We start from the raw sequence: 14807 nt of genomic DNA on the forward strand, positions 1-14807 counted from the left end.
ATTCTGAGGTCAAAATTATGCAGGCACGCGTCAAATGGGTTGAAGGGTTAACATTCCTGGGGGAATCATCGTCCGGCCATCAGGTACTGATGGATGGCAATTCTGGCGATAAAGCGCCGAGCCCTATGGAGATGGTGCTGATGGCGGCAGGGGGATGCAGCGCCATTGACGTTGTGTCAATTTTGCAAAAAGGCCGCAACGATGTGGTTGATTGCGAAGTGAAACTATCGTCTGAACGTCGGGAAGAAGCCCCCCGCATCTTTACCCATATCAATCTGCATTTTATCGTCAGCGGCAACGCACTTTCGGATAAAGCCGTGGCACGCGCTGTCGATCTGTCAGCGGAAAAATATTGCTCTGTCGCCATCATGTTAGGCAAAGGCGTCAACATTACCCACAGCTACGAAGTGATCGCGCTGTAATCTCACAGAGGCCAGGCTGGCCTCTGTGCTTATTCAATCCGTTTCCCTTCCATGAGCCGTTTTACTAACGGCGCCATAATTAACTCCATCGCCAGTCCCATTTTGCCGCCGGGTACCACCAACGTGTTGATATTGGAAATAAACGATCCCTGCAGCATGGCCAGCAGATAGGGAAAATCAATGTCTTCCAGCCCCTGAAAGTGGATAACCACAAAGCTTTCATCCAGCGAAGGGATGGTGCGCGCGGCAAAGGGATTAGAGGTATCCACCGTGGGGACGCGCTGAAAGTTAATATGGGTTCGTGAAAACTGCGGCGTAATGAAATTGATGTAATCTTCCATGGAACGCACTACCGAATCCATCACCGCTTCGCGTGAATGGCCACGCTCGCTGGTATCGCGCACCAGTTTCTGAATCCACTCCAGGTTGACGATGGGCACGACGCCGACCAGCAAATCGACTTTTTCCGCCACATTGTGTTGTGTAGTCACCACGCCGCCGTGCAAGCCTTCATAAAACAGCACATCCGTATCCGGTGGTAACGGTTGCCAGGGCGTGAAGGTGCCGGGAACCTGGTTCCAGGGAACGGCTTCATCATAGGTGTGCAGATACTTACGCGACTGGCCCTTACCGTGTTCGCCGTATTCGATGAACGTTTGCTCCAGCAGGCCAAAATCATTCGCCTCCGGGCCAAAGTAGCTGATATGTCGCCCCAGATCGCGCGCTTTTCGGATAGCCATGTCCATTTCGGGTCGGGTAAAGCGGTGAAAACTGTCCCCTTCCAGTTCGGCAGCGTGCAAACCGAGTTGCTGAAAAATTTTACGGAACGCCAGGCTGGTGGTGGTGGTTCCCGCACCGCTGGAGCCCGTTACCGCGATAATCGGATGGCGTGCAGACATAGTTGAAGTCCCTGTGACGTCGGGCGATGAGCATTGTTAGCACGATTTTCCGTTCGTTGCATCAGCCACGAAACTCGCTTTTGCGCATGATGTTGACCGACTCGTGCAGTTCCGACCATACCAGAACGACCTCGCCGTGCTCCAGCTGACGACGCACATCGGCGACTTTTTCCGTCAGGCTGAGCTCCTGCTCGCCGTAATCCGTGCCTTCACGCAAAACAAACGCTTCGATAAGATTTTCAAGGGTTTCGGGGGAAACCTGTTCCCAGGGAATAATCACAGAATCAGTTATCCAGATAAGAGGAAATCCACTGTGGCACGCGCTGCTCCAGCCACAACCGAGGCTGACGCAGGGTGCCACTGACGAAACCAACATGCCCACCCTGCTGTGTCAGCTGATAGGTAATAGTGGCAGATAATTGCGCAGGCTGCGGGATCACCTCATCGCTCATGAACGGGTCATCTTTTGCATGGATGATGAGCAGCGGTTTTGTCACGAACTTAAGGCGCGGCATAGCGCTGGCGCGACGGTAATAATCCGTGGCGTCGGCAAAACCATGCGCCCGGGCCGTGATCGCGTCGTCAAAGTCCCGCAGACGGCGCAGGGCGTTAAGCTGAATGAGGTTCACCGGCAACGTGTCGGGCCAGGCCCGCAGTTTACGCTGGGCATTCTTTTTTAACTGGCTTAACAGGTAACGCTGATAAACCTGTGAAAAGCCGCGCTCCAGTCGGGCGCTGCAGGGTTCCAGCATCAGGGGCGCAGACACAATCACGCCCGCGTCGATCAGGGCTTCATCACCTTGCTGGCCTAACAGGCAACCGAGCATATTCCCGCCCAGCGAGAAGCCGACAGCAGTTGTGGGCACCCGACCCCAGCGCGTCGTCAGCCAGTGCAGGAAAAAACGCGCATCCTCGGTTTCACCGGAGTGGTATATCCGGTTCAGACGGTTCGGCTCACCGCTGCAGCCGCGAAAATGCATTACTACCGCCAGCCAGCCACGCTGTTTGCACTGCAGCATCAGGCCATGAATATAGGGACTGTGGAAACTTCCTTCCAGGCCATGAAACAGCACCACGCGCGGTTTATGCCGGGCAAACTGAGGATCTTCACTCCAGGCCAAATCAACAAAGTCACCGTCAGGTAAATCCAGCCGCTGCCAGTGTGGCGTTAACCTTTTCGTCCGCCGTATCAGCCGCGGCAGAATGGTTTGCAGGTGCGGGTTGCCCAGACCGGGCAGGGGAATGAACGCCGCGTCGTCAGGGCCCGAAAATTTCATGTTGTAAAGGCTTGTCTGTTCCATATCACACTGTTAGCTTCGATAAGTTTTCACTAAGGGAGGAGAACCCGGGTTAATGGAACTCAGTCTGTTTTTATCATTATTAGGCTTTCTTTGGGTCGCGGCGATTACACCCGGACCTAATAATATGTTACTCACCGCCTCGGGGGCCAATTTTGGTTTTTTGCGCACCCTCCCGTTGATGATCGGCATTATGATCGGCATGCAGCTAATGCTGCTGCTGGTAGCGTTTGGCGTGGGTGGATTGATACTGCTTTATCCCTCCCTGCATCTCATCCTGAAAATTGCCGGTAGCCTTTACCTGCTGTGGCTGGCCTGGAAGATTGCCACCGCAGCCTATGAGAAGCTGGAAACCGATGCGGCGCCTGTCGCACCTATGCCGTTCTGGCAGGGAGGCTTATTACAACTGATCAACCCCAAAGCCTGGCTCATGGCGCTGGGTGCCGTCGCCAGTTTTAGTCTGGCCGGTGCGGGCTATCGCCATTCTGTCCTGTTAATCAGTCTTGGCATGGTTATGGTCAATCTGGTTGCAGGCGTTATCTGGATGGGCTTTGGTGCGATGATCGGCCGTATTTTACGTAGTCCCCGCGCCTGGAAACGCTTTAACCTGAGCATGGGGCTGTTAACGGCGGCCTGCGTATTGCTGATCTGGCACTGAGCTTAGCTGGATGCGCGCTCCAGGCGCGTCCAGGGCAACACTTCGCGAACAACCGGCGCATGCGGCTGGCGAATTTTTTTCAGCAACAGCTGCACGCTGCGCGCACCCAGTTGATACATGGGCTGTTCAATGGTGGTTAACGGTGGATTCAGGCTGCTGGTAAAGGGAATGCCGTCAAACCCCACGACGGCAAGGTCTTCCGGGACACGCAGGCCCGCCTCCAGTGCTGCATGCACCACGCCAACCGCCAGCACATCAGACACGGCAAATACCGCATCCGGCGGCTCCGCTAAACGCAACAATTCCTGCAATGCCCGACTGCCTTCTTCGCAGGTAATGCCTTCGGTATAGACGACATTCGTCCAGTCTGACCCCGATTGCGCAACGCCCTCTCGATAGCCTTGTTCGCGATATTGAGAATAGAGATAACGCATATCGCCATTCACCAGTGCAATGCGCTTACGGCCCCGGCCGGCCAGATAATGGACGGTATCACGTGCGGCGTCCAGATGATCGATGGAGACGGACGAGGCCGCAATCTCGGGATCAAACTCACAACACTGAATCCAGGGCGCATCACCGATAATATCGATCAGGCTTTGCAGCCCGGCGGCGGCATCCATCGTAATCACGCCGTCCACCACCTTGCCGGTCAGTAAGGTCAGGTAGGCCGACTCACGTTTAAACTGTGAGGCCGAATTGCACAGCAGAATATGGTAGCCGTGCATTTCTGCTTCAGCTTCGATGCCCTGAACAACTCGGGAGCAAAAAGGGTTCGTGATATCGGAGATCAGGACCAGCAGCATATGACTTTGCGAGGTTCGCAACTGACGCGCCAGCAGGTTTGGCTGATAGCCGCTTGTGGCAATGGCATCCAGCACTTTCTGTCGCGTATCTGCTTTTACCCCAGGATGCGCGTTAAGCACGCGGGATACCGTGGCTTTAGACACGCCAGCTAACAGGGCAACTTTGTCGATCGACATCGAACTCGCAAGCCTCACCGGGGAGCAAATAATAGCGCATATCAATAGCACAACCAGGATGTGAGCGCCTGACAAATTTATGGCTTTTTGTCTGAAATTTAATTTGCGTATAACGGCAATCTATTGCAGATGATGATCTAAGAATTTCTTTCTATTAGGGATAACTTTTAATTCCTTTATGAAATTACTTCTGCCAGCAACACTGCCCACATCATAAAAATGATGGGGGAAAAATCATGCAAAAAGGGCGACTCACGATTCTGGCGGCGGTCCTGTCAGTGCTGGCGTTTCAGGCCAACGCGGTCAACGTAACGGTGGCTTATCAGACCTCCGCTGAACCCGCTAAGGTGGCGCAGGCGGATAATACGTTTGCCAAAGAGAGCGGTGCGACGGTCGAATGGCGCAAATTCGATAGCGGATCAGGCGTGCTTCGTGCGCTGGCATCAGGCGACGTCCAGATTGGCAATATTGGTTCCAGCCCACTGGCCGTTGCGGCAACGCAGCAGCTTCCCATCGAAGCCTTTTTACTGGCTTCTCAGTTAGGCAATTCTGAAGCGCTGGTCGTGAAGAAAACGATCACCCGTCCCCAGGACCTGATCGGCAAGCGGATCGCTGTCCCCTTTATTTCGACCACCCATTACAGCTTGTTAGCGGCATTAAAACACTGGGGGATTAAGCCGTCTCAGGTTCAACTGGTCAATCTGCAACCGCCTGCGATTGTGGCGGCCTGGCAACGCGGGGACATTGACGGTGCTTACGTTTGGGCACCTGCGGTGAATGAACTGGAGAAAGATGGCACCGTTTTAACGGATTCGTCGCAGGTCGGGCGCTGGGGAGCACCGACACTTGATGTCTGGGTGGTACGCAAAGACTTCGCGCAGCAGCATCCGGATATCGTGACCGCCTTTGCCCGTAGCGCTATTGAGGCGCAGAAAGCCTACCTGGACCATCCCGAACAGTGGCTTAAACAGCCTGATAACCTCAGTAAACTTTCGCGCTTAAGCGGCGTGCCCGAGCAACAAATTCCTGGACTGGTTAAGGGCAACACCTATCTGACCGCCGCCCAGCAGGTGGCGCAACTGCAGCAGCCGGTGAACAAAGCCATCGTGGACACGGCGCAATTCCTGAAAGAACAGGGCAAGGTGCCGCAGGCCGGTAATGATTACAGCGCCTTTGTCACGAGTCGTTTTGTTGCGCCCCTGGTCAAGCCCTGAGGACATCGTCATGTTGCGAATAGCCCATCTGAACGCGAGCTATGGCGGACAGCCGGTATTACAGGACATCTCACTGCGCGTGGAGGATAACGCGCTGGTCGTTGTGCTGGGACCGTCAGGCTGTGGCAAAACCACGTTGCTGAATCTGATCGCCGGGTTTTTACCGGTCGAGTCCGGCAGTATTTCTCTGGACGGCAAGGCGATTCAGGGGCCAGGCGCCGATCGCGGCGTGGTGTTTCAGCATGAAGGCCTGCTGCCCTGGCGGAATGTGCTGGATAACGTCGCTTTCGGATTACAGATTGCCGGTATGGCGCGCCAGCCGCGTGAAGCCCTTGCACGGCAGATGATAAAAAATGTTGGGCTGGAAGGCGCTGAAAAGCGGCATATCTGGCAGTTATCTGGCGGACAGCGTCAACGCGTTGGCATCGCCCGCGCGCTGGCTGCCGATCCCCGCCTGTTACTGCTCGATGAACCGTTTGGCGCACTTGATGCGTTTACCCGTGAACAAATGCAGACCTTGCTGTTAAGGCTGTGGCAGGACAGCGGTAAACAGATCCTGCTGATTACGCATGACATTGAAGAAGCCATTTTTCTGGCGAGCGAGCTGGTGCTGCTCTCTCCGGGGCCCGGTCGGGTACAGGAAACGCTGACGCTGAATTTTGGCCAGCGTTTCGTGGACGGCGAACCCTGCCGCAGCATCAAGTCTGATCCCGATTTCATCGCCCAACGGGAATATGTGCTGAACCGGGTATTTGCACAACGGGAGGCATTTGCATGAGTGCGATCATTAACGATGTGCCGACCCGCGCCCGGCGTCGTCGCCTGCGCTGGCCTTTCTCCCTGACGGCCACGCTGAGCACAGTGAGCCTGCTTGTGCTGTTGTTCATCTGGTGGAGCGTGACCACACTGGGGCTCATTGCGCCGCTGTTTCTGCCGTCGCCGCAGCAGGTGCTGAGTAAGTTACTGAGCGTTGCCGGTCCGCAGGGGTTTATGGACGCGACGTTGTGGCAGCACCTGTCAGCCAGCCTGACGCGCATGCTGATTGCGCTCAGCGCGGCGGCATTAACAGGCATTCCGGTGGGCATTGCGATGGGCGTCAGCCCGGTTTTACGTGCCCTGATCGATCCCCTGATTGAGCTCTATCGGCCCGTGCCACCGCTGGCGTATTTACCGTTGATGGTCATTTGGTTCGGTATTGGTGAAACATCGAAAATACTGCTGATCACGCTGGCGATTTTTGCCCCGATAGTGCTGTCGACTGTGGCCGGTGTTCGCAACGCACAGCAGGTTCGTCTGCGCGCCGCGGCATCGTTGGGGGCGAATCGCTGGCAACGGCTGCGCTGGGTCATCCTGCCGGGTGCCTTGCCAGAAATACTGACCGGCTTACGCATTGGATTAGGTGTGGGCTGGTCAACGCTGGTGGCCGCTGAGCTCATTGCTGCCACGCGTGGGCTGGGCTTTATGGTGCAGTCGGCAGGGGAATTTCTGGCAACGGATGTGGTGCTGGCAGGGATCGCGGTGATTGCCATTGTGGCATGTAGTTTAGAACTGGGTCTGCGTGCGCTACAGCGCCGTCTGACGCCCTGGAACGGAGAGCAAAAATGAACGAAAAGTTAGCGATTACGCCTCTGGGCCCCTTTATCGGCGCGCAGGTCGGCAACCTTGATGTCTCGCGTCCACTCAGTGACGCGCAGTTTGAGCAGCTCTATCACGCCTTGCTGCGTCATCAGGTACTGTTTTTACGTGATCAGGCGATCACGCCCGAGCAGCATCGTGCGCTGGCCATTCGCTTTGGCGATCTTCATATCCATCCGGTTTATCCGCATGCGCCGGGCGTGGAAGAGATCATTGTCCTGGATACGCATCAGGATAATCCTCCGGATAATGATAACTGGCACACCGATGTGACGTTCATCCAGACGCCTCCGGCTGTGGCGCTGCTGGCGTCCAAAGTCTTGCCGGAGGCGGGTGGGGATACGTTATGGACCAGCGGTATTGCGGCGTACGAGGCGCTGTCTGCCCCCTTCAAAACCTTACTGTCTGAACTCTATGCGGAGCACGATTTTACAAAGTCGTTTCCGGAATATAAACACCGTAAGACAGAAGAAGAGCACCAGCGCTGGCGGCAGGCTGCGGCGAAAAACCCACCTGTACAGCATCCTGTTATCCGGACGCATCCGGTTAGTGGGAAAAAAGCGCTGTTCGTCAATGAGGGTTTTACAACCCGAATTCTGACGCTGAGTCAGAAAGAGAGCGATGCATTACTGGGCTTTTTGTTTGCGCATAGCACGAAACCGGAGTTTCAGGTGCGCTGGCGCTGGCAGCCTAATGACCTGGCGATTTGGGACAATCGCGTCACTCAGCACTACGCCAATGCCGATTACTATCCGGCCCGAAGAGTGATGCAGCGCGCCACGGTATTAGGCGATAAGCCTTACTGAACCGTACCGCGAGTACACCGGTACGGTTGTGACGAAAGGTGATGCCGCCTCTGTCAGGAGGCGAGCATCGCTTCCAGTTTTTCCTGCGCGTCCAGCCAGGCCATTTCCACCTCTTCCAGCGCCGATTTACTCTCAGCCTGTTTTTGCAGGGCAGCCGTTAAATCAGCCTTGCGGCTGTGTTCGTACAGCGCGCTGTCTGCCAGCAGGTGTTCGGCGTCGGCCAGTTGGGCTTGCCACTTCGCCATCTGTTTTTCTAACTTCTCGATTTCTTTGCGCAAGGGCTGGGTCTGCGTTCGCAGCTCGGCTTCACGACGCTTTTGATCCTTACGGGCCTGAGCACTGTTACCATTGTCCTGTTTAGGCGCGGCCTCATTTTGCGTTTGCTGTTTTTGCAGGTCGCTCAGCCACTGCTGATAATCTTCCAGATCGCCCGGGAACACATCAACGCTGCCATCATGCACCAGATAGAGGTCATCGGTGGTGGCGCGTAACAGATGGCGATCGTGCGATACGACAACCAGTGCGCCTTCGAAATCAATCAACGCCTCAGTTAATGCCTGACGCATGTCCAAATCGAGGTGGTTGGTGGGTTCGTCCAGTAACAGCAGGTTGGGGCGCTGCCAGACAATCAGCGCCAGTACCAGCCGCGCTTTTTCGCCGCCAGAGAAGCGTTCGGTTACCTCTGTGACTTTATCGCCCTGAAAGCCAAAGCCGCCCAGATAATCCCGTAACTGCTGCTCGAGCACTTTCGGCGCAAGCCGTGAAAGATGTTGTAAAGGCGACTCATCGGCGCGCAGGAACTCCAGCTGATGCTGAGCGAAGTAACCCAGCTTGATCCCTTTCGCCAGGCCAATTTCGCCCGCTTTGGCGGCGAGTTCGCCCGCCAGCAGCTTAATCAGCGTTGACTTGCCGGCACCGTTGCGACCCAGCAGGCCAATGCGCGATCCCGGCACCAGGTTAAGTTTAATGGCGTTCAGAATAATGCGATCGCCATAGCCCGCGGTGACTTTATCCATTTTCAGCAGCGGATTCGGCAGGCTTTCGGGTGCGCGGAAGCTGAAGCTAAACGGATTATCCACATGGGCTGGCGCAATCAGCTCCATCCGTTCCAGCATCTTAATACGGCTTTGCGCCTGTTTGGCTTTGGTGGCCTGTGCACGGAAACGATCGATATATTTTTGCAGGTGCGCCACTTTTTCCTGCTGACTCTGGTATAACGCCTGCTGCTGGGCCAGTTTCGCGCCGCGCTGGCGTTCGAAGGAACTGTAGTTACCGGTGTACTCGGTCATCGTCTGCTGTTCGATGTGGATAATTTTGTCCACCACCGGATCGAGAAAATCGCGATCGTGCGAGATCAGAATCAGCGTGCCCTCATAGCTTTTTAGCCAGCGTTCCAGCCAGATCACGGCGTCCAGATCGAGGTGGTTCGTCGGTTCATCGAGTAACAACAGGTCCGATCGACACAGCAGTGCTTGGGCCAGGTTAAGACGCATGCGCCAGCCCCCCGAAAAATCACTGACCGGGCGCTGAAGCTGTTCCTGACTGAATCCGAGCCCGTGCAGCAGGCTTGAGGCGCGCGACTGAATCGTCCAGGCCTGAATGGTATCGAGCTTACCGTGAATCAGGGCGATGGCATTTCCGTCATTTCTGATGTTGGCCTCTGCCAGTTCTGCTTCAAGATGGCGGTATTCACGGTCGCCATCGATGACATAGTCAAGGGCGGCCTGGCTGAGGGCAGGCGTTTCCTGATTCACCCAGGCAAGCGACCAGTTACCGGGAAAGGTAAACGATCCCGCATCGCTGGTGATCTCACCTTTCAGCAACGACAGCAGGGTGGATTTTCCACAGCCGTTTTTACCCACCAGCCCGACTTTTTGGCCGGGATTGATGGTGGCGGTAGCGTTGTCGAGCAGGACGCGAACACCGCGGCGAATTTGTAGGGCAGAAAAGACAATCATAAGCGCCGTATCGTCAGAATATGTTAATTTACGTGCAACATAATTGGGTTTTTGTTGCGTTGTGCATGGTAGCGGAAATCCGCACCAATGACGACGCTTTGGAGGGAAAGGATGTCGCAGCCACCTAAGATTTTGCTGCTTTTTGCTCATCCGGAAGCGCAGGATTCCATCGCAAATCGTATTTTGCTGGACGCGGCCAGGCCCCTTGAGCATGTTACTGTTCATGACCTCTATGCCGCCTATCCGGATTTTTTTATCGATATCCACCATGAGCAACAGCTACTGCGTGAGCATGATGTGATTATTTTTCAACATCCTCTCTATACCTACAGCTGCCCGGCGTTACTTAAAGAGTGGTTAGATCGCGTGTTGTCCCGGGGTTTTGCCAACGGCATAGACGGAAACGCATTAGAAGGAAAGTACTGGCGCAGTATCGTCACAACTGGCGAACCTGAAACGGCCTTTCAGCAGCACGGACTGAACCGCTATTCCATGAATGACATTTTGCGACCTTTTGAGCTGACCGCACAGATGTGCCGTATGCACTGGATGTCGCCGATGATTATTTACTGGGCGCGCCGTCAGCAACCTGATTTACTCAAAAAATATGCCCGTGCCTATAGCGACTGGCTGGCAGCACCGCTGCCGAATGGAGGGTTATAAATGGAAGGACAAACGCTGCTGACCGCAGGAGTCATCTATCTCTTTGCGGCGGTGCTGATTGTACCGGTAGCGGCTCGCCTGGGGATTGGCGCAGTATTGGGGTACTTACTGGCCGGTATTGCCATTGGTCCGTGGGGACTGGGATTTATTAGTGACGTCGACGAGATTCTGCACTTTTCTGAACTGGGCGTTGTCTTTCTGATGTTTATCATCGGGTTGGAACTGAACCCGGCAAAGTTGTGGGCGCTGCGCCGTTCTATCTTTGGTATCGGTGCCGCGCAGGTGATTTTCTCCGCCGCCATTCTTGGCGCATTGCTGTGGCTGACAAACTTTGACTGGCGCGCGGCGGTAATCGGCGGGATCGGTCTGGCCATGTCATCAACGGCGATGGCCTTGCAGCTGATGCGGGACAAGGGCATGAACCGCAGCGAAGCGGGCCAGCTAGGGTTTTCGGTGCTGCTGTTTCAGGATCTGGCTGTTATTCCGGCGTTGGCACTGATTCCGCTTCTGGCCGGGAATGACAGCGGCAGCGTCGACTGGATGAAAGTGGGCATGAAGGTCCTGGCGTTTGCCGGCATGCTCGTCGGGGGCCGCTATTTACTGCGCCCCATTTTTCGCTACATCGCGGCCTCAGGCGTGCGTGAAGTATTTACCGCCGCCTCGCTGCTGCTGGTATTGGGCTCCGCGTTGTTTATGGATGCGCTGGGGTTATCCATGGCGTTAGGCACCTTTATCGCCGGGATTCTGCTGGCGGAAAGTGAATACCGTCATGAGCTGGAAGTGGCGATCGAGCCGTTCAAAGGCTTACTGCTGGGGCTGTTTTTTATCTCGGTGGGCATGGCGCTGAACCTCGGGGTGCTTTATACCCACATTATCGCCATTTTACTGGGCGTACTGACGCTGGTGTCGGTCAAGTTACTGGTGCTGTATGTGCTGGCTCGAATCTATGGCTTACGCAGCTCTGAACGTCAGCAGTTTGCCGGCGTGTTGAGTCAGGGCGGCGAGTTTGCTTTTGTACTGTTCTCGGCGGCCTCGTCAGCCAGACTGTTCTCGGGCGACCAACTGCCGCTGCTGCTGGTTACCGTGACGCTGTCCATGATGACCACGCCGCTGCTTATGCAGGCAATTGATCGGCTGTTGGCGCGTCGCTTTAATGAAAGCGATGAAGACACTGAAAAACCCTTCGTTGAGGACGATCAGCCGCAGGTCATTGTGGTGGGCTTCGGACGTTTTGGTCAGGTAGTGGGCCGTTTGCTGATGGCAAACAATAAGCGCATCACCGTACTGGAGCGTGATATTAGTGCGGTCAACCTGATGCGCAAGTACGGCTACAAGGTTTACTATGGTGATGCAACGGAGCTGGAACTGCTGCGAGCGGCGGGTGCGGCTGATGCGCAGTCAATCGTCATTACCTGCAGCAATCCGGAAGATGCGATGACGATTGTGCATCTCTGCCAGCAACATTTTCCGCATTTGCAGATTATGGCGCGTGCCCGTGGTCGTGTGGAAGCCCACGAACTGCTGCAGGCGGGCGTGACGCAGTTCTCACGCGAAACTTTTTCCAGTGCGCTGGAACTGGGGCGTAAAACGCTTATGTCGCTGGGAATGCATCCTCATCAGGCTCATCGGGCACAGCAACACTTCCGCCGGCTGGATATGCGCATGTTGCGGGAGCTGATGCCTGTCCACTCTGATATGGCGCAGATTTCCCGTGTCCGCGAGGCGCGACGTGAACTGGAAGACATTTTTCAGCGTGAAATGCAGCATGAACGACGTCAGTTCCATGACTGGGATGACGATCAGTAATCAAAAGACACAGGTAGAACAGCATGCGTAAACGCTTTATTGCTGGTGCGGTATGTCCGCATTGTCAGGAAAAAGACACGCTGGCCATGTGGCGTGAAAACAATGTCGATGTCGTCGAGTGTGTGAAGTGCGGCCATCAAATGCGGGAAGCCGATAAACAGGCACGCGATCAGGTTCGCAGTAACGAGCAAGTGATCGGAATTTTCCATCCCGAGTAGCGAAATGGCCCAGCTTTTTTTAAACTTAAGCACACAGCGGGATTGAATTCCGTTACAATTGACGCCATTAACGCTGAAGTCGCAAGAGAAAAAGAGTGCCTCTTGTACTCAGCCCCGAACCTTTCTGGTTGGTGTTATTGCACGCAAGAATAGACCAATGAGACGGGATCTTAGTTCTCAACGGTTAGGAGATATCATGAAAGTAGCAAAAGACCTGGTGGTAAGCCTGGCCTATCAGGTACGTACAGAAGACGGTGTGTTGGTTGACGAGTCACCGGTGAGTGCACCGTTAGACTATCTGCACGGTCATGGTTCCCTGATTTCTGGTCTGGAAAATGCGCTGGAAAACCACGTCGCGGGCGATAAGTTTGACGTGCATATCCCGGCAAATGACGCGTACGGTCAGTACGATGACAACCTGGTACAGCGCGTACCAAAAGACGTCTTTATGGGCGTTGACGAATTACAGGTTGGCATGCGTTTCCTGGCGGAAACCGATCAGGGTCCGGTGCCGGTTGAAATCACCGAAGTGGAAGACGACCATGTTGTGGTTGACGGTAACCACATGCTGGCGGGTCAGAACCTGAACTTTAACGTTGAGGTGGTTGCGATTCGTGAAGCCACACCGGAAGAGCTGGCACACGGCCATGTTCACGGTGCAGATGGTCATCACCACGATCACGACCATGACCATGACCATGACCACGGTAAAGGTGGTTGCGGAACGGGCGGTTGTGGCTGCAGCCACTAAGTCCGACGCGGTAGTGCAGGGCCACCTTCGGGTGGCCTTACTTTTTGCGGCATTTTATTGTCAGCAGGCCTCGGCAGAACGGGCCTGCCGACAGTCAGCCTGGCCTGTCACGGATGGATCAGTAATGCGGCGGCGGGGTTTCTTCTGAAGCATCGGCAATCATCGACGGCGCGCTGGCTTTAAACTTCTCAAGTAACAGGCGCATATGTTCGCGCATCTTACTCATTTCAAGTTCATGCTGAACGACGGTATTGTTCAGTTGATCGATAGTGATCTCCTGAAAGGCCAGCTTACTTTCAAGCGCTTCAATACGTTGTTCCCACTCTGACTGTTGCATGATCTTTTCTCCTGTTAAGGGGTTACTCAGCGCATGATTCTAAAGGCTGGCGTTGCAGAATTGCCCTATTTATTCGCTTTTATTTGGTGTTTAGCTTGAAAAAGGGTCAGATGACATCATCTCTGGTGAAACTTCCTGATGCAAAAAAGGTCGGAAGTAGACCAGATAATTACGTTGTGGGAGTGTTCGTCATTGCCACGTAAAGTTATAGTGTGGGCCCTCAGTCCGCAATGATTCCCGAGGTGAGAGGCTTCGGTTTTGGAGAAAGGATGAAATCACTGTTTAAAGTCACATTGTTAGCTACCACCATGGCCGTCGCGCTGAATGCTCCGCTGGCAATGGCTGCAGAAACAGCAGCAGCTCCGGCCGCTGCCGATGCTCCACAGTCTGCTCCTCAGGCTCCAAAAAATGCCGCCTTCAAAAATGAAGATCAGCAATCTGCATACGCTTTGGGTGCGTCACTGGGCCGTTATATGGACAACTCCCTGAAAGAACAGGAGAAGTTGGGCATCAAGCTGGACAAGCAGCAACTGATTGCCGGTGTTCAGGACGCGTTTGGCGGCAAGAGCAAGCTGTCTGACGAAGAAATCGAGCAAACCCTGCAGGCGTTCGAAGCCCGCGTGAAAGGCGCGGCGTCAGCCAAGATGGAAAAAGACGCAAAAGAAAATGCCGAGAAGGGTGAAGCTTACAGCGCTAAGTTTGCTAAAGAGAGCGGCGTGAAGAAGACCGAAAGTGGTCTGCTGTATAAGGTTGAGAAAGAAGGGACCGGTGAGGCACCAAAAGACAGCGATACAGTCGTTGTAAACTACAAAGGTACGCTGATCGACGGCACCGAGTTTGATAACTCTTACACGCGCGGTGAGCCCCTGTCTTTCCGTCTTGACGGCGTGATTCCAGGCTGGACTGAAGGCCTGAAGCACGTTAAGAAAGGCGGTAAGATCAAGCTGGTTATCCCACCAAACCTGGCGTACGGTAAAAACGGTGTTCCGGGCATCCCGGCTAACTCCACGCTGGTGTTTGACGTTGAGCTGCTTGATATCAAACCGGCACCAAAAGCGGATGAAAAAACGCAGGCACCTGCTGCTGACGCGAAGAAATCCCAGTAATCTGTCTGCCGCCACCTTCGGGTGGCGGTTTCTCTTTATGACAAACCTCTGGC

At 54.7% G+C, this 14807-nt stretch carries 17 protein-coding genes; 11 read left to right on the forward strand and 6 right to left on the reverse strand.

Annotated elements, in window-relative coordinates:
- Positions 1-17: 17 nt before the first annotated feature.
- Positions 18-422: an OsmC family protein gene (locus tag RAC65_RS13625; protein WP_033741554.1), complete on the forward strand. Its 405-nt coding sequence runs from the start codon at positions 18-20 to the stop codon at positions 420-422.
- A 29-nt stretch (positions 423-451) separates the two neighbouring features.
- Here RAC65_RS13625 and RAC65_RS13630 read toward each other — a convergent pair whose 3' ends face one another.
- From RAC65_RS13630 to RAC65_RS13640, 3 genes are all read right to left on the reverse strand, one after another.
- Positions 452-1321: a phosphoribulokinase gene (locus tag RAC65_RS13630; protein WP_054632980.1), complete on the reverse strand. Its 870-nt coding sequence runs from the start codon at positions 1319-1321 to the stop codon at positions 452-454.
- Between the two features lie 61 nt (positions 1322-1382).
- Complete coding sequence (locus RAC65_RS13635; RefSeq protein WP_006120556.1) at positions 1383-1601, reverse strand: YheU family protein; 219 nt, start codon at positions 1599-1601, stop codon at positions 1383-1385.
- Positions 1602-1605: 4 nt separating this feature from the next.
- A complete protein-coding gene (locus RAC65_RS13640) occupies positions 1606-2622 on the reverse strand; it encodes a hydrolase (protein WP_006120557.1) in 1017 nt (338 codons plus the stop codon).
- Positions 2623-2674: 52 nt separating this feature from the next.
- Between RAC65_RS13640 and RAC65_RS13645 the strand changes: the two genes are divergently transcribed.
- Positions 2675-3277 carry a LysE family translocator gene (locus RAC65_RS13645; protein ID WP_033741549.1) on the forward strand — a complete coding sequence of 201 codons (603 nt, stop codon included), beginning with the start codon at positions 2675-2677 and terminating at the stop codon, positions 3275-3277.
- 2 nt (positions 3278-3279) lie between these two features.
- Here RAC65_RS13645 and RAC65_RS13650 read toward each other — a convergent pair whose 3' ends face one another.
- Positions 3280-4260 carry a LacI family DNA-binding transcriptional regulator gene (locus RAC65_RS13650; RefSeq protein WP_006120559.1) on the reverse strand — a complete coding sequence of 327 codons (981 nt, stop codon included), beginning with the start codon at positions 4258-4260 and terminating at the stop codon, positions 3280-3282.
- A 236-nt stretch (positions 4261-4496) separates the two neighbouring features.
- On the opposite strand from RAC65_RS13650, the gene tauA reads away from it, so the two are divergent.
- From tauA to tauD, 4 genes are read left to right on the forward strand one after another with little or no spacing between them, the layout of a single operon-like run.
- Positions 4497-5474, forward strand: coding sequence for a taurine ABC transporter substrate-binding protein (tauA, locus tag RAC65_RS13655; RefSeq protein ID WP_033741547.1), 978 nt, complete (start codon positions 4497-4499; stop codon positions 5472-5474).
- Positions 5475-5484: 10 nt separating this feature from the next.
- Positions 5485-6252 (forward strand): taurine ABC transporter ATP-binding subunit, encoded by a 768-nt coding sequence (tauB, locus tag RAC65_RS13660; RefSeq protein WP_033741545.1) that lies wholly within the window; start codon positions 5485-5487, stop codon positions 6250-6252.
- Positions 6249-7079, forward strand: coding sequence for a taurine ABC transporter permease TauC (tauC, locus tag RAC65_RS13665; RefSeq protein WP_006120562.1), 831 nt, complete (start codon positions 6249-6251; stop codon positions 7077-7079). The genes tauB and tauC overlap by 4 nt, the downstream gene beginning before the upstream one ends.
- Complete coding sequence (gene tauD, locus RAC65_RS13670) at positions 7076-7915, forward strand: taurine dioxygenase (RefSeq protein ID WP_006120563.1); 840 nt, start codon at positions 7076-7078, stop codon at positions 7913-7915. The genes tauC and tauD overlap by 4 nt, the downstream gene beginning before the upstream one ends.
- Positions 7916-7968: 53 nt before the next feature.
- Here tauD and RAC65_RS13675 read toward each other — a convergent pair whose 3' ends face one another.
- Positions 7969-9873 carry an ABC transporter ATP-binding protein gene (locus tag RAC65_RS13675; protein WP_058701411.1) on the reverse strand — a complete coding sequence of 635 codons (1905 nt, stop codon included), beginning with the start codon at positions 9871-9873 and terminating at the stop codon, positions 7969-7971.
- 111 nt (positions 9874-9984) lie between these two features.
- Here RAC65_RS13675 and kefG point away from each other — a divergent pair, with 111 nt between their 5' ends.
- The 4 genes from kefG to slyD all read left to right on the forward strand — a co-directional run bounded on the left by kefG (position 9985) and on the right by slyD (position 13311).
- Positions 9985-10536 carry a glutathione-regulated potassium-efflux system ancillary protein KefG gene (kefG, locus tag RAC65_RS13680; RefSeq protein ID WP_006120565.1) on the forward strand — a complete coding sequence of 184 codons (552 nt, stop codon included), beginning with the start codon at positions 9985-9987 and terminating at the stop codon, positions 10534-10536.
- A complete protein-coding gene (gene kefB, locus RAC65_RS13685) occupies positions 10537-12342 on the forward strand; it encodes a glutathione-regulated potassium-efflux system protein KefB (protein ID WP_006120566.1) in 1806 nt (601 codons plus the stop codon).
- 23 nt (positions 12343-12365) lie between these two features.
- Positions 12366-12560: a YheV family putative zinc ribbon protein gene (locus RAC65_RS13690; protein WP_006120567.1), complete on the forward strand. Its 195-nt coding sequence runs from the start codon at positions 12366-12368 to the stop codon at positions 12558-12560.
- A 196-nt stretch (positions 12561-12756) separates the two neighbouring features.
- Positions 12757-13311 (forward strand): peptidylprolyl isomerase, encoded by a 555-nt coding sequence (slyD, locus tag RAC65_RS13695; protein WP_054632984.1) that lies wholly within the window; start codon positions 12757-12759, stop codon positions 13309-13311.
- A gap of 118 nt (positions 13312-13429) precedes the next feature.
- Here the strand turns inward: slyD and RAC65_RS13700 are convergent, their stop codons facing one another.
- A complete protein-coding gene (locus tag RAC65_RS13700) occupies positions 13430-13648 on the reverse strand; it encodes a protein SlyX (protein WP_006120569.1) in 219 nt (72 codons plus the stop codon).
- A 269-nt stretch (positions 13649-13917) separates the two neighbouring features.
- Between RAC65_RS13700 and fkpA the strand changes: the two genes are divergently transcribed.
- Positions 13918-14754, forward strand: coding sequence for an FKBP-type peptidyl-prolyl cis-trans isomerase (gene fkpA, locus RAC65_RS13705; RefSeq protein ID WP_006120570.1), 837 nt, complete (start codon positions 13918-13920; stop codon positions 14752-14754).
- The last annotated feature ends 53 nt before the right edge of the window (positions 14755-14807 follow it).

Origin of the sequence: Pantoea sp. BS_8 (assembly GCF_041954965.1) — a bacterium.
GTDB lineage: Bacteria > Pseudomonadota > Gammaproteobacteria > Enterobacterales > Enterobacteriaceae > Pantoea > Pantoea stewartii.